This window comes from Cognatishimia activa, from assembly GCF_017798205.1.
GTDB classification, from domain to species: Bacteria; Pseudomonadota; Alphaproteobacteria; order Rhodobacterales; family Rhodobacteraceae; genus Cognatishimia; species Cognatishimia activa_A.
In genome coordinates this window covers 2634892-2653137 of record NZ_CP060010.1, presented here as the reverse complement: position 1 = coordinate 2653137, position 18246 = coordinate 2634892, and the positions used below count along the sequence as shown (strand labels likewise).

General features: G+C 58.7%; 22 protein-coding genes. 7 read left to right on the top strand and 15 right to left on the bottom strand.

Translation table 11 applies throughout. The features are described from left to right. Positions 1–105: 105 nt before the first annotated feature. From HZ995_RS13060 to HZ995_RS13045, 4 genes are all read left to right on the top strand, one after another. On the top strand, positions 106–408 hold the full coding sequence (locus HZ995_RS13060) for an FtsB family cell division protein (RefSeq protein WP_209356106.1): 303 nt from the start codon (positions 106–108) through the stop codon (positions 406–408). A gap of 279 nt (positions 409–687) precedes the next feature. Continuing rightward, the gene (pdhA, locus tag HZ995_RS13055; protein WP_209356104.1) at positions 688–1677 is read left to right on the top strand and encodes a pyruvate dehydrogenase (acetyl-transferring) E1 component subunit alpha; all 990 of its coding nucleotides are present in this window, start codon (positions 688–690) and stop codon (positions 1675–1677) included. Positions 1678–1689: 12 nt separating this feature from the next. Continuing rightward, complete coding sequence (locus HZ995_RS13050; protein ID WP_209356103.1) at positions 1690–3051, top strand: pyruvate dehydrogenase complex E1 component subunit beta; 1362 nt, start codon at positions 1690–1692, stop codon at positions 3049–3051. A 12-nt stretch (positions 3052–3063) separates the two neighbouring features. Continuing rightward, entirely contained in the window at positions 3064–4359 is a 1296-nt protein-coding gene (locus HZ995_RS13045) for a pyruvate dehydrogenase complex dihydrolipoamide acetyltransferase (RefSeq protein ID WP_209356101.1), read from the top strand. A gap of 65 nt (positions 4360–4424) precedes the next feature. On the opposite strand, the gene cysE is transcribed toward HZ995_RS13045, so the two are convergent. Continuing rightward, complete coding sequence (gene cysE, locus HZ995_RS13040) at positions 4425–5225, bottom strand: serine O-acetyltransferase (RefSeq protein WP_209356099.1); 801 nt, start codon at positions 5223–5225, stop codon at positions 4425–4427. An 82-nt stretch (positions 5226–5307) separates the two neighbouring features. Here cysE and HZ995_RS13035 point away from each other — a divergent pair, with 82 nt between their 5' ends. Beyond that, a complete protein-coding gene (locus tag HZ995_RS13035) occupies positions 5308–5646 on the top strand; it encodes a TraR/DksA family transcriptional regulator (protein ID WP_209356097.1) in 339 nt (112 codons plus the stop codon). Here HZ995_RS13035 and HZ995_RS13030 read toward each other — a convergent pair. From HZ995_RS13030 to HZ995_RS13010, 5 genes are all read right to left on the bottom strand, one after another. After that, the gene (locus tag HZ995_RS13030) at positions 5603–5914 is read right to left on the bottom strand and encodes a hypothetical protein (RefSeq protein ID WP_209356096.1); all 312 of its coding nucleotides are present in this window, start codon (positions 5912–5914) and stop codon (positions 5603–5605) included. The two genes, HZ995_RS13035 and HZ995_RS13030, sit on opposite strands and share 44 nt — an antisense overlap. A 15-nt stretch (positions 5915–5929) precedes the next feature. Further along, on the bottom strand, positions 5930–6253 hold the full coding sequence (locus tag HZ995_RS13025) for a hypothetical protein (RefSeq protein ID WP_209356094.1): 324 nt from the start codon (positions 6251–6253) through the stop codon (positions 5930–5932). 53 nt (positions 6254–6306) lie between these two features. Then, positions 6307–7458 (bottom strand): phage portal protein, encoded by a 1152-nt coding sequence (locus HZ995_RS13020; RefSeq protein ID WP_209356093.1) that lies wholly within the window; start codon positions 7456–7458, stop codon positions 6307–6309. A gap of 168 nt (positions 7459–7626) precedes the next feature. Next, positions 7627–8928, bottom strand: coding sequence for a DNA-packaging protein (locus HZ995_RS13015; RefSeq protein WP_245168668.1), 1302 nt, complete (start codon positions 8926–8928; stop codon positions 7627–7629). Continuing rightward, the gene (locus HZ995_RS13010; RefSeq protein ID WP_209356091.1) at positions 8906–9244 is read right to left on the bottom strand and encodes a hypothetical protein; all 339 of its coding nucleotides are present in this window, start codon (positions 9242–9244) and stop codon (positions 8906–8908) included. Before HZ995_RS13010 ends, HZ995_RS13015 begins: the two co-directional genes overlap by 23 nt. 236 nt (positions 9245–9480) lie before the next feature. Between HZ995_RS13010 and HZ995_RS13005 the strand changes: the two genes are divergently transcribed. After that, on the top strand, positions 9481–9894 hold the full coding sequence (locus tag HZ995_RS13005) for a VOC family protein (protein ID WP_209356089.1): 414 nt from the start codon (positions 9481–9483) through the stop codon (positions 9892–9894). Between the two features lie 69 nt (positions 9895–9963). Further along, entirely contained in the window at positions 9964–10752 is a 789-nt protein-coding gene (locus tag HZ995_RS13000; protein WP_209356088.1) for a siderophore-interacting protein, read from the top strand. A 6-nt stretch (positions 10753–10758) separates the two neighbouring features. Here HZ995_RS13000 and mltG read toward each other — a convergent pair whose 3' ends face one another. From mltG to fabD, 9 genes are all read right to left on the bottom strand, one after another. After that, positions 10759–11910, bottom strand: coding sequence for an endolytic transglycosylase MltG (mltG, locus tag HZ995_RS12995; protein WP_209356087.1), 1152 nt, complete (start codon positions 11908–11910; stop codon positions 10759–10761). A gap of 3 nt (positions 11911–11913) precedes the next feature. Next, positions 11914–13170: a beta-ketoacyl-ACP synthase II gene (fabF, locus tag HZ995_RS12990; protein ID WP_209356085.1), complete on the bottom strand. Its 1257-nt coding sequence runs from the start codon at positions 13168–13170 to the stop codon at positions 11914–11916. 149 nt (positions 13171–13319) lie between these two features. Then, the gene (locus HZ995_RS12985; RefSeq protein ID WP_209356084.1) at positions 13320–14063 is read right to left on the bottom strand and encodes a HisA/HisF-related TIM barrel protein; all 744 of its coding nucleotides are present in this window, start codon (positions 14061–14063) and stop codon (positions 13320–13322) included. Between the two features lie 125 nt (positions 14064–14188). Further along, on the bottom strand, positions 14189–14671 hold the full coding sequence (locus tag HZ995_RS12980; protein ID WP_209356083.1) for a helix-turn-helix transcriptional regulator: 483 nt from the start codon (positions 14669–14671) through the stop codon (positions 14189–14191). Beyond that, positions 14671–15027 (bottom strand): hypothetical protein, encoded by a 357-nt coding sequence (locus HZ995_RS12975; RefSeq protein ID WP_209356081.1) that lies wholly within the window; start codon positions 15025–15027, stop codon positions 14671–14673. Before HZ995_RS12975 ends, HZ995_RS12980 begins: the two co-directional genes overlap by 1 nt. A gap of 97 nt (positions 15028–15124) precedes the next feature. Continuing rightward, positions 15125–15763 (bottom strand): hypothetical protein, encoded by a 639-nt coding sequence (locus tag HZ995_RS12970; RefSeq protein WP_209356080.1) that lies wholly within the window; start codon positions 15761–15763, stop codon positions 15125–15127. A 210-nt stretch (positions 15764–15973) separates the two neighbouring features. Continuing rightward, positions 15974–16207: an acyl carrier protein gene (locus HZ995_RS12965; RefSeq protein WP_209356079.1), complete on the bottom strand. Its 234-nt coding sequence runs from the start codon at positions 16205–16207 to the stop codon at positions 15974–15976. 227 nt (positions 16208–16434) lie between these two features. After that, positions 16435–17172 (bottom strand): 3-oxoacyl-[acyl-carrier-protein] reductase, encoded by a 738-nt coding sequence (gene fabG, locus HZ995_RS12960; protein ID WP_209356077.1) that lies wholly within the window; start codon positions 17170–17172, stop codon positions 16435–16437. 30 nt (positions 17173–17202) lie between these two features. Further along, on the bottom strand, positions 17203–18141 hold the full coding sequence (gene fabD, locus HZ995_RS12955) for an ACP S-malonyltransferase (RefSeq protein WP_209356076.1): 939 nt from the start codon (positions 18139–18141) through the stop codon (positions 17203–17205). Positions 18142–18246: the final 105 nt, after the last annotated feature.

Genomic DNA, 18246 nt, shown 5'->3' with positions numbered 1-18246 from the left:
TCGCCCGTGCATTTTAGGGATTCACAGGGCGAATCACCTGTGGCATACTGTGTCTCATAGAGGGTCGCAAAAGACCCCGTCCATTGAGGCAGATTGGCAGTTACCATGGCAGTCACAAAATCCCGTCCGGCCGTTGGCCCTATCCTGTTTTTCGGGGTGGCGTTCAGCTTGGCAGTCTATTTCACCTTTGCAGCTGTGCAGGGGGAATACGGGCTGTTCAGCCGGACTGAGATTCTGGCAGAAACCCAGCTTTTGGAAATCCAACTGGCCAGCATGCAGGACGATGTGGCGCGCATGGAAAACCTGACAAGGCGCCTGTCTGACGATTATCTGGATCTGGACCTCTTGGACCAGCAGGCGCGCTCTGTTCTGGGCCTCATTCGCGGCGACGAGATGGTGATCCGCTAAGCCTCGCCCTGCGCCGAACCGAGGGTTGGCGCTCTAAGCTCACATTCTGCCAGTTTATCTCACAAACTCCGCGCGACATTGATCTGTCACGCCTGTGTTCACCAATGCGCCGACCCTTGGGGTCGGTTCGGCGCAGAGCGTGGCGGGCTTATGGCCCTTGTTCCACGCCAGTCACTACACACCGGGAATTTTTCTCTGGCCTAACCGCCCTGCCCGTGGTTTTAATAGCTCAAACAGAATTTAGTTTAACGCTAAACAAAGCTGGGAGGAGCGTGCCGAATGGCTGCGAAGAAAGCTGCGAAAAAGCCCAATGTCAGTGGCGACGAGCTGAAAGAATACTACCGAGTAATGCTACTCATCCGCCGGTTTGAGGAAAAAGCCGGCCAACTCTATGGCATGGGTCTCATTGGCGGGTTCTGTCACCTCTATATCGGTCAAGAGGCCGTTGTTGTGGGGCTTGAGGCAGCCACGGAAGAAGGCGACAAGCGCGTCACCTCGTATCGCGACCATGGCCATATGCTGGCCTGCGGCATGGATCCCAACGGCGTCATGGCCGAGCTCACGGGCCGCGAAGGCGGTTATTCCAAGGGCAAAGGCGGCTCTATGCATATGTTTTCCAAGGAAAAACATTTCTATGGCGGCCATGGTATTGTCGGCGCACAGGTGCCGATTGGCGCAGGCCTGGCCTTTGCGGATAAGTACAACGACAACAAGCGCGTGACCTTCACCTATTTCGGCGATGGCGCGGCGAACCAGGGTCAGGTCTATGAGACCTTCAACATGGCCGCCCTCTGGGATCTGCCGGTGGTTTTCGTGATCGAGAACAACCAATACGCCATGGGCACCTCGATGCAGCGCTCGACCTCGACGCCCGACATCTACACCCGCGGCGCAGCCTTTGGCATACCGGGCGAAGTCGTGGACGGTATGGATGTTCTGGCCGTGAAAGCTGCTGGCGAAAAGGCCGTCGCGCATTGTCGCGCGGGCAAAGGGCCTTATATCCTCGAGGTCAAAACCTACCGCTATCGCGGCCACTCGATGTCGGATCCGGCGAAATACCGCACCCGCGAAGAAGTCCAGCGCGTGAAATCCGAACGTGACCCGATTGAGCGCGTGCGTGAGATGCTTTTGGAAGGCAAGCACGCCTCAGAAGAGGACCTCAAAGCCATCGACAAAGAGATCAAGGCCATCGTCAACGAAAGCGCCGAATTCAGCAAAACCAGCCCCCTGCCCGCCGAAAGCGAGCTGTGGACGGACATCGTGGCGTAAGGAGCAGATATCATGGCAATCAATATTCTCATGCCCGCGCTTTCGCCGACGATGGAAGAAGGCACGCTGGCGAAATGGCTGGTCAAAGAAGGCGATGAGGTCAGCTCTGGTGACATCATCGCCGAAATCGAAACCGACAAAGCGACGATGGAATTCGAAGCGGTCGACGAAGGCGTGATCGGATCCATTCTGGTCCCCGAAGGCACCGAAGGCGTACAGGTCAACACCGCCATCGCAACCCTCTTGGAAGACGGCGAAGAGGCCGGCGCGGCGCCCGTGGCGCAAGCGGCGGATGAGGCTCCTGCGCCGGCGGCAAGCGCTGCGCCTGTGGCTGCTCCTGCGGACCCTCTGCTTGTTGCCAACACCACCCCCGACTGGCCCGAAGGCACTGAGGTGAAATCCACCACGGTCCGCGAAGCCTTGCGCGACGCCATGGCCGAGGAAATGCGCCGTGAGGAAAACGTCTTCCTCATGGGCGAAGAGGTCGCGGAATACCAAGGCGCCTATAAAATCTCGCAAGGTTTGCTCGATGAATTCGGCAGCAAACGGGTCATCGACACGCCGATCACCGAGCATGGCTTTGCTGGCATCGCAGTCGGCGCAGCCTTTGGCGGATTGAACCCGATTGTGGAGTTCATGACGTTCAACTTCGCCATGCAAGCCATTGATCAGATTATCAACTCTGCCGCCAAGACGCTCTATATGTCTGGCGGTCAGATGGGTTGTCCGATCGTCTTTAGGGGCCCCAACGGCGCTGCGGCCCGCGTGGCCGCGCAGCACTCTCAGGACTATGCGGCCTGGTATTCGCAGATCCCGGGCCTCAAGGTGGTCATGCCCTATTCGGCCTCTGACGCGAAGGGTTTGCTGAAATCCGCGATCCGCGATCCGAACCCAGTGATCTTCCTTGAAAACGAGATCCTCTACGGGCGGTCGTTTGACGTCCCCGTCATGGATGATTTCACCGTCGAAATCGGCAAAGCCAAGATCTGGCGTGAAGGCTCGGATGTCACCATCGTGAGCTTCGGCATCGGCATGACCTATGCGCTCGAGGCCGCAGACAAGCTCGCAGAGGAAGGTATTTCCGCTGAAGTTATCGACTTGCGGAGCTTGCGTCCGATTGACTACGACACAGTGCTCGCCTCGGTGATGAAAACCAATCGCTGCGTGACGGTTGAGGAAGGCTGGCCTGTCGGATCCATCGGCAACCACCTCTCGGCGACGATCATGGAAAAGGCCTTTGATTATCTGGACGCGCCGGTCATCAACTGCACCGGCAAGGACGTCCCGATGCCCTATGCGGCCAACCTCGAAAAACTCGCGCTTGTGACGACCGAAGAGGTCATCGCCGCCGTCAAGCAAGTCACTTATCGGTAAGGAGAATTTGACATGGCAGTAGAAATCCTAATGCCCGCGCTCTCTCCGACGATGGAGGAAGGCACGCTGGCGAAATGGCTGGTGAAAGAGGGCGACGAGGTGCAATCGGGCGACGTGATCGCCGAGATTGAGACCGACAAGGCCACGATGGAATTTGAGGCCGTCGACGAAGGCGTCATGGGCACGATCCTTGTGGCTGAGGGCTCCGAAGGTGTGAAGGTAAACACCGCCATCGCGATCCTTTTGGAGGACGGTGAAGAGGCCGGTGCGGCCCCGGCTCCCTCTGCCGCAGCGGCGGCTCCCGCACCGGCGGCGACACCTGCGCCTGTGGCCAGCGCGCCAGCCCCGGCGGCTCCTGTTGCGCCCAGCACCGCAAGCGGTGACCGCGTGTTTGCATCCCCTCTCGCGCGTCGTATTGCTGCGGATAAGGGCATTGATCTGAGCACCCTCAAAGGTTCAGGTCCCAAAGGGCGGATCGTCAAAGCGGATGTTCTCGGCGCAACAGCAACGACTGCATCGGCACCCGCTGCGGCGCCCTCCTCAGCGCCTGCACCCGCTGCAGCTCCGATGGCAGCAAGCCCGTCGGCTGACATCGTCGCCCGCGCCTACGAAGGCCGCACCTATGAGGAAGTCTCGCTCGATGGCATGCGCAAAACTATCGCCGCGCGCCTCACCGAGGCCAAACAGACCATCCCGCATTTCTATCTGCGTCGGGATGTGAAACTGGATGCCCTGCTGAAATTCCGCAGCGAGCTGAACAAACAGCTTGAACATCGCGGCGTGAAAGTCTCGGTCAATGATTTCATCATCAAAGCCTGTGCGCTGGCCCTGCAACAGGTGCCCGCCGCCAATGCGGTTTGGGCCGGAGATCGCGTGCTGCAAATGAAAGCCTCCGATGTGGCCGTTGCAGTCGCCATCGAAGGTGGCCTGTTCACGCCTGTCCTACAGGACGCGGACGTGAAATCCCTCTCGGCGCTGTCGACCGAAATGAAAGATCTCGCTACCCGAGCCCGCGACCGCAAGCTCGCGCCGCATGAATATCAGGGTGGCAGCTTCGCGATCTCAAACCTTGGCATGTTCGGCATCGACAATTTCGACGCCATCGTGAACCCGCCGCATGCGGGCATTCTGGCCGTTGGCGCTGGTGTGAAAAAGCCTGTTGTTCAAGATGACGGCACGCTCGGTGTCGCGACTGTCATGAGCGTCACGATGTCGGTCGATCACCGCGTGATTGACGGGGCGCTCGGTGCCGATTTGCTCAAGGCCATTGTCGAGAATTTGGAAAACCCAATCGCAATGCTGGCCTAAGCCATCCCCAAAAACGCAAAACGCCGCCTCAACAGGGCGGCGTTTTCTATTTCTATATCAGAGACTTAAAGCTGCGTCTGATCCATGCTCACCGCAGGCTGCGAACATCCCGCCTCGCCCACGATCTTGGCCGGAACGCCCGCAACTGTCTTGCACGGCGGCACTTCTTCCAACACCACAGACCCCGCCGCAATCCGCGAGCATTCGCCCACTTTGATATTGCCGAGCACTTTCGCACCCGCACCAATCAGAACCCCATCACCAATCTTCGGGTGACGGTCCTCTTCTTCTTTTCCGGTGCCACCAAGGGTTACCGAATGCAGCATCGAGACATTGTCCCCCACCACAGCGGTTTCGCCAATCACAATGGAATGGGCGTGGTCGATCATGATACCCTGCCCGATACGGGCCGCAGGGTGAATATCGATGCCAAAGACTTCAGAGCTGCGCATCTGGAAGAAATAAGCCATATCCTTGCGGCCTTCATTCCACAGCCAATGCGCAATCCGGTAACATTGCACCGCCTGAAAGCCCTTAAAGAACAACATCGGCTGGATATACCGATGGCACGCCGGGTCACGCTCATAGACGGCCATGATATCCGCACGAGCCGCCGTCGAGATCCTCGGATCCGTGGCAAACGCCTCTTCACATATCTCGCGCAAGAGCTGCTCTGACATCTCGCCCGAAGCCAGTTTCAGTGAGATACGATAGGCCAGCGCCTGTTCTACCGACTTGTGGTGCAGGATCGAACTGTGGACCAAACCGCCCAACAGAGGCTCTTCGCGCACGGCACTTTGGCCCTCGTCCAGAATACGCTCCCAGACTGGATCAATCGCCGTCACAACATTCTGAATTTTAGCCATATCGGTGCTCCTTTGGCCTCTATCCTATACGACTTAGGAAAAATGAGGCAAATTCAATAGTGTTGTGGACAGGATCACGCCTATGAATGCAAGTGCAGAGGCCGAAATTAGGGAAATCATTCTCCAAAAGCTTGCCGAATTGGAAGAGCAGGATCGTTTGGGGCGTGACGGTCAGGCGGTGGTCGAGCTGGATCAACAGGCCGTCGGGCGGCTCTCGCGCATGGATGCATTGCAATCGCAGGCCATGGCAAAAGCCACTCAGGCCCAGCGGGAAATACAGGTAAAAGCGCTGAACGCCGCTCTGAAACGCATGGAAGACGACGACTATGGCTATTGTCAGGACTGCGGCGAAGACATCCCAGACGCGCGGCTCAAACTCAATCCGGCGGTTCTGAAATGCATGTCCTGCGCGACTGGCTAAGGCGCCAAGTCTTTAAGGCATCCAGCGCACAAGCAAAGGCGTCGCAATAGGCGGGATCGCTCAGATCGTCCTGCGTTCTGGTTCTATAGGCCAGCATCGCAAAACCCATAACGCTGCCATTGCCCCATTTGGGATGCAAACGCCCAAACCGCTTGCGGTATTTGTCGGCCACATGTGCGCGCTCAAACGCGGTCTGACAGGCAAAGGCACGGTCCGGCGCGGGGAGAGATGCAATGCCACGCGCCAAGGCCATAAGGTCTCCGATCATCACGGATCGCACGGGTCAAAGCCCAATTGAAACCGAGGCCCTGCGCCCTGCCCCAAACCGCGCCGAAACCTGCGCCACGTCGAAGGTCACCAGCCCCTCGGCATTGTCCAACGCCTGAGCCGCCGCCGTGTAGGACCAAGTCGCAGCGCTGAGTGTTTCTTGCCGCACAAGCTGACCGTCGACCGAAACACACAGCTCATAGGTTTCACTTTCTTCGCCGAGGGGAACATCGCCCAGATCCCAGCGATCTCCGTCAATTCGGGTTTGCCGGATCCAAGACACATTCACATCGCCGCCAGACACCCGCGCGCGCAGATGCACCGGCGCATACCCTCTCATGCGCCTCAAGCCGCAACGCGGGTGCACACTCAAAAGCCTCAAACCCAATCCGCTCACCCATCTTGCGCCTCAGGCAGTCCCAAAATCCGCCGTTTCTCAGCCTCACTTAGAAAATCCGCAGCCATCACCCGCGCCCATTGCGCATCCCGCTCCGCACTCAGCGCCGTCACCTGATCCAAATCAGGCCGCAACGGCACGGGATCGCTCGCCATCTCCGACAACCAAACACCTAAGCGCGCCAAAACCCGCGTCGCCAAAGGTAAAACCGTCAACCGGAAAAACGCCCGATGCGCCTCCTGATAGTTCGCATAAGTCGCATCCCCCGGGATCCCCAACAGCATCGGAGGTACCCCGAACGCCAAAGCAATCTCTCGTGCCGCCGCTTCTTTGGTTTTCTGAAACTCCATATCGGACGGTGAAAACCCCATAGGTTTCCAATCCAACCCGCCCTCCAAGAGCATCGGCCGCCCCGCATTCCGCGCGCCTTGATGATGCGCCTCCATCTCGCCGACCAGGCGATCATATTGATCGCTGGTCAAAGACCCTTGCCCATCGCTCGACGAATAAACAATCGCCCCTGATGGCCGCGCCGCGTTGTCCAAAAGCGCCTTGGACCAACGGCTTGCCGCCCCATGCACATCAATCGCCACCGCCGCCGCCTGCAGCGGAGAAAACCCGTAATGATCATCCTGCGGATGAAAATTCCGGACATGCAACACGCGCCCCGCAGAGGCATCAAACCGATGCTTACGCCCACCAACGCTATATTCATAAGCCGCGGGCCACCCATCCGCGCCCGGCACCACACGCATCCGGTCACTCCGCAAAACATGTAGCTCTGCAGGCAGCCCCTCAGCCCCAACGGCCTCAACATACCCGTCCCCAGCCAGCAAAAGCTGAGCATACAAAGCCTCAAGCAATTCCGCCCGCCCCTGCGCCATATTCGGCCGCGCGAGGAGGTCCATCACCGGATGAACTGCAAAATCACCGACCGACCCATCCAGCACCAACGGCAACGCCGAGGCTGCCTCGGCAATCATCTTCACACAGCGATACCCCACCGGATTGCCCGCAAACCCCGTCTTGGTCAGCGACACCACATCCCGTGCGGACCAGGCCACGCGCCCACCACTCGCATAAGCCACCATCGGCGCAGTCGCGCTCGACTTCTGCTCTGGCGCTTTGCGGCGTAGAAATTCAAACATCGAAAAACCCTCGCTGTCTTTGACGAGGATCACTTTCTCAAACTGCCCTTAACACCGCCCCACATGTACGCCCGCACCAAGCGCAACAGACAGGATGCCTCCGGCGGGGATATTTGCGGCAAGAGAAAAAGCCCGCTTCATCTTGCCCCAAATACTCAAGTTCCGACCTTACAACGCCCGCACCGCTGGCCGCTTGTAAGCTTTACTCGCCGCCAAGATCACCTCATGCAGCCCCCAAACCAAAGCATCCACCCGATCCGGAGACCCCTGCCCCTGAAACCCTGCCACGGTCATCAAACACATCTGATCCTCAAGATGACCTATCCCGTTCAGATGTTTCACCCGGCCTTGCTCATAGAGCGCCGCCACCGGCTCCGCCCGCGCTGATTTCCCAACCCGCGCATGCACCGCCTTAAACGCCACCAAAGGATCCACCTGCCGGACAACAGACTGCACCAACTCGCCGCCCTGATTGACCTCAGCCACCATCAGATCCGCCTCCCAACGCTCCATTGCAGCAATCGCGGCCTCAGCCCAGCCCACCGGAGACAGCCCCTGCACAGACGAATCCTCAAGCACGACCGCCCGCCACTCACTTGGCGGCCCCTCGGTCATGCCCCCAACGACCACAATCCCACAGGTATCCGCCTTCGCCCCAGACGAAACTGGCGGATCAACAGCCACGACAATCCGAGACAATGGCCCAGGCACATCCACCCGCGCGCCTTCCAAAGTCTCCCGCGACCACAAAGCTCCCTCAACGTCCTCCAGCAATTCACCATCCAACTCCTGCCGCCCCAAAGACGTCCCCGCATAGCGCGCACGCACTTCCGTCAGAAAACTCGCCGCCAAATTCGCCGCATTCGCCTCGGTCGCAGCATGCGTCATCACCGTGCTCTCAAGTGCCAAAATCTCTTTTAAAACAGGCATATTCCGCGGCGTCGTCGTCACCACCTGCCGCGGATGATCCCCCAGCCTCAAACCAAACTGCACCATATCCCAGGTTTCCCGCGCCTTGGGCCATTTCGCCAGCTCATCCACCCAGCAGGCATCAAACTGAGGCCCCCTCAGGCTTTCTGGATCAAAGGCCGAAAATACCTGCGCCACGGCCCCATTGGGCCATTCGAGCATCTTGCGCGAGGCATGCCATTTCGGACGTCGATCCGGCGGTGAACAAGCCAAGATCCCGCTTTCGCCAAAGACCATCACCTCGCGCGCCTGATCCATCGTCTCGCCGACCAAAGCCACTCGCCGCGCGATCCCCTGATCCAAGGGCCCAGCCCCCTCGACCATCGACCGCGCCCATTCCGATCCAGCCCGCGTCTTGCCCGCGCCGCGACCGCCCAAAATCACCCAGCTCTTCCAATCGCCTTCGGGGGGCAGCTGATGCTTCATCGCCCAAACCTCAAACAAATAAGGGAGAGCCATCAGCTCTCCCTCACTAAACTCACTCAGAAACTCTTCCTGCATCGCAACATCTTCGCAGGCGAGCCATGCGGCAGCCGATCGTAGCTCGGGCCTCCTCAAGGTCGAGGGCATAGCCGTTGACCACGCCCTCTCGTCGTTTCTCGCGTTCTTCAAATCGTGCCTCCGTTTCCATTGCCAGCTTGGACCAGTTGCGGATCTCTCCCAGAAGCTTCGCAGCCTCCCTGATCGCGCCCGGCTCGCCCTCCATGACCTCGTCTTCCATCAAAGCCAAAAGCTCTGTCAGATAGCTCATAGTGCGCCGAACCTGCTCGATTTCCGCGTCCAGTCCTGCCTCATCAGGCGGTTTCTTGTCCGTCATTTCTGTCGCCTCTCATGCAAAGTCATCCCCTCCACACGAGCGAAATAAAAACGGCGCCAAGGGAAGCCCCGGCGCCGTTCATGCATCTCTCCAGCATAGAAAACCCTAACAGAGACCGTGACGCATGTCAAATTTTCGCACTATAACAGATACTTAATGAAATCACCGGACCAAACGCAACACGCCCATAGCCCCTGCGCCCAGCTTGACCTAAGCTCACGTCAAAGGAGCCTTTCATGATCGCCTATGTCACCGTCGGGTCAAACAACATCCCACGTTCCAAACGGTTCTACACAGCCTTCCTACCGGCCCTCGGCTACACATTTTCCGAAGGCCCTGAAGGCCTCAGTTTCGAATTGCCCGTTGCCAAAGGCCAAGCCCCCCAACCCGACTTCTACGTGAAACCTCCGTTCGACGATGCCCCCGCTACCCAAGGCAACGGCAGCATGACCGCCTTTGAGGCGCCTTCCCAAGACCAGGTCCGCGCCCTTCACGCCGCAGCCCTCGTTGCCGGAGGCACTGACGAAGGCGCACCGGGCTTTCGCGCCGACTATGGCCCGCGCTTTTATGTCGGCTATCTACGCGACCCAGACGGAAACAAAATCGCTCTATTTTCCAGCAATCCCAAGGACCCAAGCCGAGATGATTGACCCGCTCCTCTTGCAATTTCGGTAACTCCACCTTATTTCCGACAAAATTATTCAACTTTAAGAGCCGCCATGACCACGCCAAAGCCGAAAAAACCGTTACCCCGCGTTCTGACTGTCAAGAAAGCTTGGCATCTCACGCCCCATATGATCCGCGTGACCTTTTCCAGTCCAGAACTCGAAGGCTTCCCCGAAGGTCGCGAAGGCGCGAATTGCAAGCTGATGATCCCGGAACCCGGCGAGGCACGCGACGCCTTTGTCGAGCGTCTTGCGAACGGCCCAGCCCCAAGCCGCAGAACCTATACGGTGCGCGCCTATCGCCCAGAGGTACAGGAACTCGATATCGATTTCGTCGACCACGGCCCTAATGGCCCGGCCTCTGCTTGGGCGATCAATGCCCAGCCCGGATCATTCCTTGGTTTCTCCGGGCCCGGTCCCGTCAAAGTCAAAGACTTCTACGCCGACTGGTACCTCGTGGCCGCGGATCCCTCGGCGCTTCCGGTCGCCGCTGCGGCCCTCGAAGCCATGCCGCGCGACGCCAAAGGCATCGCGATCTTCGAGATCCCGTCCGAGGACGACCGCTACCCCATCAACGCGCCAGAGGGTGTCGAGATCCATTGGAGGCTGCACGAGGACGCCCACACACCCTCAAAGGCGCAGGTCGACTTCATCCGCAACATGGACTGGCCCGACGGCACAGTCCAAACCTGCATCGCCGGAGAAGCAGGCGTCGTCAAAGCCCTGCGCACGTTCCTGTTGACGGAAAAGCAGCTGCCCAAAAAGGACGCCTACATCGCGGGCTATTGGAAAATCGGACTTGTGGAAGACGAACACCAGATCGAGAAACGCGCCGAGGCGTAAACCGCGTTAATTGTTGTTGCGCTCGCGCTCGATCTTGCGCCACGCCGCCACATTGCGATTGTGCTCATCCAAAGTTTTCGCGAATGCGTGGCCACCAGTGCCATCTGCCACAAAGTAGATGAAATCCGTAGTGTCAGGATTGGCCGCCGCCTCAAGGCTCGCGCGGCCCGGGTTGGCAATCGGCGTGATCGGCAAACCGTCAATCGTATACGTGTTCCACGGCGTATCCCGACGCAGCTCGCTTTGGCGCAGACCACGGCCCAAGGTGCCTTGGCCTTGCGTGATCCCATATATTACCGTCGGGTCCGTCTGCAAACGAATGCTGCGGTTCAGACGGTTCGTGAAGACGCTCGCAACCACGCCACGCTCTTCGGCCACGGCGGTTTCTTTCTCGATAATTGACGCAAGGATCAGCAGATCCTGTTTCGAGGTCAGAGGCGTATCCGGATCACGGCTCTCCCAAGCCGCATCAATCAGACGCTGCTGCGAGGCTTCCATACGGTCGAGCACGGATTGCACCGTGTCACCCACGCTGACTTCATAGCTGTCAGGCGCAAGAACGCCCTCAAGCGGCACAGCAGCCTCGCCCTTAAGGACTTCAATTCCCTTAAGCGTTTCAACAACTTGCCAGCTGGTCACGCCCTCAGCCAAGGCCACGCGATAGCGCGTATCGGCTTGCCCTCGCACTTGCGTATATTCCGCAGGGACTTCTTCCGTGGCCGGATTAAAGCTCACGACTTCAGCAAAGCGATTGGTCGACGGATCCATCTCGCGCACCTGCACGGCGGCTCGCGTCACACCGATGCGATAGACCACCTCAGTACCGCAGGTGCTCGCCCCGCCGCGCGTCACGATATCCGCGATCTCGGCCATAGACGCGCCTTCCGGGATCAGAAACGCGCCCGCTTTCAGCTTGTTGGCCTTGTCGGTGTAATCCACACCCACGCGGAAAATCGAGCTATTGCTCAACGCCCCACGGCTCTCCAGCGTATCCGACACCCGCCGCATGTTGCTACCCGGTGCCACGCGTAGACACATAGCCTCAGCCAATGGCCCTTTGGCGGTATATTGCGCCTGCCCCCAGAGGATCACCCCTCCGAAGAGAAACAGCGCCACGATCAGCATCGTGAACCCGTTAGACGCAATCGCCCGCCACATGGATTAGACCTTTCCGAAGAGAACCGAGGCGTTGGTGCCGCCAAACCCAAAGGAGTTCGACAGTGCCACGTCGATCTTGCGCTCTACCTTGGCATTCGGTGCCAGATCCAGCTTGGTCTCCACCGCAGGATTATCGAGGTTGATCGTCGGAGGTGCCACCTGATCGCGGATCGCAAGGATCGAGAAGATCGCTTCAATCGCGCCTGCGGCCCCCAGCAAGTGGCCGGTCATGGATTTCGTCGAGGACATGGTCGCATTTGCCGCCGCATCGCCCATCATGCGTTCCACCGCACCCAGTTCAATGCTGTCAGCCATGGTCGAAGTGCCATGCGCGTTAATGTAGTCAATCGCAGAAGGCTCGAGCCCCGCGTCCTTCAATGCTGCGCGCATAGAGCGCTCGCCACCCTCACCGTCCTCGGAAGGTGCGGTGATATGGTACGCGTCACCCGACAGACCATAGCCCAGAACCTCGGCATAGATCGTCGCGCCACGCGCTTTCGCGTGTTCGTATTCCTCAAGGACAACAACACCCGCGCCCTCGCCCATAACAAAGCCGTCACGGTCCGCATCATAAGGCCGGCTCGCCGCCTGTGGATCATCCGCACGCTTGGTAGACAGAGCCTTACAGGCGTTAAAGCCCGCAATCCCGATCTCACAGATCGCGGCTTCCGCGCCACCTGCGACCATCACGTCCGCATCGCCGTTCTTGATCAGACGAGACGCATCGCCAATCGCATGCGCGCCCGTAGAACAAGCCGTCACAACCGAATGGTTCGGGCCTTTAAAGCCAAAGCGGATCGACACCTGACCGGAAATCAGGTTGATCAGAGCACCCGGAATAAAGAACGGAGACACGCGCCGCGGGCCACGCTCTTTGATCATCACAGCTGTCTCGGCAATCGAGTTCAGACCACCAATACCCGAGCCAATCATCACGCCGGTGCGCAGGCGGCTCTCTTCGTCTTCAGGCGTCCAGCCCGCATCAGTGACCGCCATCTGCGCCGCCGCAATGCCGTAAAGGATGAAATCATCGACCTTGCGACGTTCCTTTGGTTCCATCCAATCATCAGAATTGAAGGTCCCGTCAGAGCCATCACCCAAAGGCACTTCACAGGCGTATTTCGTAGTGACAGCCGAGGCATCAAACCGCGTGATCGGCCCTGCTCCGGATTGACCATCCAGAATGCGGCTCCAGCTTTCTTCAACACCGCTGGCCAACGGTGTGACCAAACCCAATCCTGTGACGACGACACGACGCATATTGCTGCCCTTTCCTCTGGTCTTTTGACGGTCATACCTTGGCTTTCGGGTAAGGGGCAAGCCAAACCGAGGGCCAAGGCGGCTTTGAGCAAAAGAAATACAAACGGCCACCCCTCTGGATGGCCGCATTTCGCCTATTTGGCGGTTTTTTAGATGAATTCGGCCTTTGGCTCAGGCACTGGCTGCGCGATCTCGAGCGCTTCTGCCAGATCTACGTCCTTGGCAAACAAGGCCTTGCCCACCAAAGTGCCCGCAATATTGGAGACATATTTCAGGCGCGATATGTCATCGGTCGTGTGCACGGTTCCGCGCGCCACAACCGGATGCCGCGTCGCTGCAGCCACACCGGAAATCACGCCCAACTGGCCGTCCTGATCGCCAATATCCGCATCAATATCGGTGACAATGATGCCCGACAATGGCACGTCCTCATAGGCGGTCACAAAGGCCTCAGGCTCTAGTGCGCCGGCATTGCGCCAGCCATCGGTCATCAGCTTGCCCTGATAGACGTCAATCGCCACGGAAATCTGATCCGGATAGCGCATCGCCATCTCTTTGACCGTTGCAGAATCCTGCACCGCCAAAGTGCCCACGACCACGCGCCCGGCACCACGATCAATCCAGCTCTCGATATGTTCGCGCGTACGAATACCGCCGCCCAATTGCACCGACGCCCCTGCTTTCAGAATGATCTCTTCGACCAACTCAGCATTGTCGCCCGTGCCAAAAACCGCATCCAAATCCGTCACATGGATCCAACGTGCACCGGCCTCTACAAAGCTTTGGACCGTGGCAATCGGATCCACATGCCAATAGCTCGCTTCTTCCTCACGCCCCCGATACAGGGTCGCGCATTTGCCGTCTTTGAGTTCAATCGTCGGGTAAATAATCATAACGCGCCCCTGGTTGGTTCAAAAAACACTCACTCCAAGTTCCGCATAAAGCCTATCAAAAAGACGCGCGCGCTGGAATCGACAAATTGTGATCCAATCCCGCCCTAAGGGAGCGTTTGACGATGTCAAAGTAGCAGATCTTCAACAATCAAAGAGAACAGCTGCCCCTTCGATTTCACCCCGGCCTTGCGATAAAGCGCTGTGCATTGGGCTTTGACCGTACCCAGTTTGGTGTCGCGCAGCTCGGCAATCTCCGCTGTGCTCAGACCTTTCAAAAGCATCCAGGCCACATCGGTTTCCGCCTCGGTAAAGGCGAGCCTCTGGAAATAGCCATCCACGATCTCAGTGAACTGGCCCGAGGTCATCCGCCGCGCCTGATCTGCCCGCTGCCGCGCGCGTTGCGCCACAAAGAGCAAACGCACCGTCAGCAAAGCCCCAAGGATCAACCCGAGGCTTGCGCCCAATTCCACCAATTCGCGCGTCTGCCAACGCAGGGGCAAAGACGGCAGGCCTGCGATCGATGCCACGATTTCCCATAGAAAATAGGCCCCACAGAGGCATTGCACCGCAACCAAAGCCCAAGTGAAAATTCCGGTATTGCCACGCATCAATGCTTTGGCCCACCACCGCCGCCGCCACCTTCAGGTCGCTCGGAGCGTTCTGGACGCTCAGGCCTCTCGGGTCGCGTACCAGTTTCCAAACCTTCACGCCCCTCGGCAGCGCCTGCAAAGACCCGATCCCGCATGACGTCTCCTGAGGCGCGGTTCAACACGACCTCCCGCAGGTCCTCACCATTTTCCGCCGTGATGATCACACGCCCCAGCCAAGAACGGCGCACATCAGTCACCGTATAGCCCTCTTCCACCAGCTCGGCGATCACCTCTTCCGCCCAAAGCGTTTCCGAGACGGACGGCCCGGCCCATGCCAGAAAAGAACAGAAAAATAGGATCAATTGCGGTTTCATAGCCTATCCCTACCCTAGCTTTATTGACGTTTCCAGCACCATACGCGGACCCATTGGGGCCCGCGCTGGCGTCGTCAATCTTCCCAAGTGCCTTGTCTTAACGGTCGCCCCCGCGCCCTCCATCGCGGCCTCCGCGATCACCGCCGCGGCCCGGACGCTCATCATCGCCACCACCGCGACCGGCTTCGACACCCAGGTCTTCAAGTTGCTCACGAATATTCTCACGATCCTCTTCGCTGAGCTCCGAGCGATCCAATTCAGCCATAGTCACGGTTTCGCCGGTGACAGGATCCACCACTTCAACCGCACCAATATCCTCGCGCCGCTCACTTCGGATCGCAGAGCGCACCGCGCCGCCGGAAATGCCCGCCTCTCTCAGCTCCGCCGCAATCTCGCGCGCCTCGCTGCCTGAGAGCGTGGAAAAGTCAATCTCATCCAGTGTCACCGTCTCGCCGGTTTCAGGATCCGTCACTTCCAAAGCCCCGAAATCCGCGCTGATCTCTGTGCCAATCGCCTCTTTGGCCTCATCATCCGTATAGCCCAGCTCGCTGAGCTGATCACGAATATCGCGAATGTCACTGCGCGAGAGCGTCGTGAAGTCCAATGTAGAAATCTCGACCGTGTCACCAGACACAGGGTCCACCACATCCACCGCATGGGCTGCCGTCACAGAAAGGCCTGCGACCAGCGCTGCGACTGAAAGGTTTTTCACCAGAAATTTAGACGTTTGCATCATGTCATCCTCGTTTGATTGCATGGCCCTGAGTGGCGGCAACGCGGCGAGGATCTCTATTGGCCAAAAGGGCGATTTCGGGCAAAATAAGCTAAAGTCTAATGCGGGATATCAAGGCGCTGAACGGGGTAAAGCCGCCCACAAACCCTTACAAACAAAAGAAAAGCCCCCGCCAAATGGCAGGGGCCTAGATCAAAATCTGAAAATTTCAGATTAGGACGCTTCAGTGATGAATTTCACTGCGTCGCCGAAAGTTTGGATGGTTTCAGCTGCGTCATCAGGGATCTCGATGCCGAACTCTTCTTCGAAAGCCATAACCAGCTCTACGGTGTCCAGGCTGTCTGCGCCAAGATCGTCAATGAAGGAAGCTGCTTCAACAACTTTGCCTTCTTCTACACCCAGGTGCTCAACAACAATCTTTTTTACGCGGTCTGCGACGTCGCTCATAACTATTCCTCGTTCAGTTAGGCCTTAGGGCCTTTGGTCGTCCACCCAAGTGGACATTTGATGGTGCCCGACAGGGCGGCTCTTTACTCCGATTTTTACCGGAATACCGGAGCGCCAAACGGCCCACCCGGAAATCTGCGCCGCCTATAGCACAAGTGTGCGACAAGGCAAACGTTTTCGACAGGAAACAGCACCCGCAGTAATACGTCCCGCGGGTGCGGCTCCGCTTACAACATGGCCATACCGCCGTTCACATGCAAGGTCGTGCCTGTGACATAGCCCGCTTCAGGGCTTGCTAGGTATAAAACCGCCGCTGCGATTTCCTCTGGTGTGCCCATACGGCCCGTTGGGATCTGCACGTTGATCTTCTCTTTCTGATCATCGGTCAGCTTGTCGGTCATCGCCGTCGCAATGAACCCCGGAGCCACAGCGTTCGCGGTAATCCCACGGCTCGCCACCTCATAGGCGATGGATTTGGTCATACCGACCATACCCGCCTTAGAGGCCGCATAGTTCACCTGACCCGGGTTGCCGGTCGCGCCGACAATCGAGCTGATGTTGATGATCCGACCCCAACGCGCCTTCATCATCGGGCGCATCACAGCGCGACACAGACGCATAGAGGAGGTCAGGTTAACATCCAGAACTTGCTGCCATTCTTCATCAGACATGCGCATGAAAATCTGATCTTTGGTGATGCCTGCGTTGTTCACGAGGATATCCAGAGACCCCATCGCGGCAATCGCTTGCTTTGGCAGTTCGGCAACCGCCGCGGCATCACCCAGATTACAGGGCAGCACAAAGGCGCCCTCGCCCAGCTCTGCCGCCAGCGCCTCAAGCGGTTCCACCCGTGTGCCGGACAAGCCGACCTTGGCCCCTGCGCCATGCAGCGCCTTTGCGATCTCGCCGCCAATGCCACCAGAAGCGCCAGTGACCAGCGCTGCTTTGCCTGTCAAATCAAACATAGTTTTTCCCCAACCTTAAACCTTCGGCGCTTACGCCAATTTCTCTGCTGCAGCCTTCACGTCGTCAGGCGTGCCCACCGCCGTGCAGGCAATCGCGCGATCAATGCGGCGCACCATACCCGACAGCGCTTTGCCCGCGCCAATCTCATAGATCTCCGTTACACCGGCTTCGCTCATATAGCTCACCGATTCGCGCCAACGAACCGAGCCTGTGACCTGCTCCACGAGCAAGGACCTGATCGTTGCCGGATCATTCACGGACGAGGCCACGACATTGGCCACAACCGGAACCTTCGGCGCGTTGATATCCACATGAGACAAGGCCTCAGCCATCACATCCGCTGCTGGCTGCATCAACGCGCAATGGAAAGGCGCTGAGACCGGCAGCAACACCGCGCGTTTCGCACCCTTTTCCTTAGCGATCTCAACCGCGCGCTCAACAGCCGCTTTGTGACCGGACACAACCACTTGCCCCGGATCATTGTCATTGGCCGCCTGACAAACTTCGCCCTGCGCCGCGGCTTCGGCAACCTCAGTCGCACCCGCGAAATCCAGACCCAACAGAGCCGCCATCGCGCCAACGCCCACAGGCACGGCGGCTTGCATCGCTTCCCCACGGGTGCGCAACAGGCGCGCCGTGTCCGCGACGCTCAAGGCGCCGGCCGCCGCAAGGGCGGAGTATTCCCCAAGCGAGTGTCCCGCCACATAGGACGCAGCCTCAATGGAAACCCCTTCGGCCTCCAGAGCGCGCATCGCCGCCAGAGATGTCGCCATCAGTGCGGGCTGGGCGTTTTGGGTCAAAGTGAGCGTCTCTTGCTCGCCTCCCCAGATCAGCGCACTCAGCTTTTCGCCAAGCGCCTCATCGACCTCATCAAACACTGCGCGGGCTTCTGGATAGGCGTCGGCCAAGGCCTTCCCCATCCCAATCGTCTGCGCCCCTTGTCCCGGAAATACAAATGCTCGGCTCATCTCTGACCTCTTATTTTGCGTTCTATGGCAATACCCCGCCCTGTTCACAGGTGCAACGCTATTGCGCTTTGCCGCACGGAAATCGAGGGCGTTTCACCTTGGCGG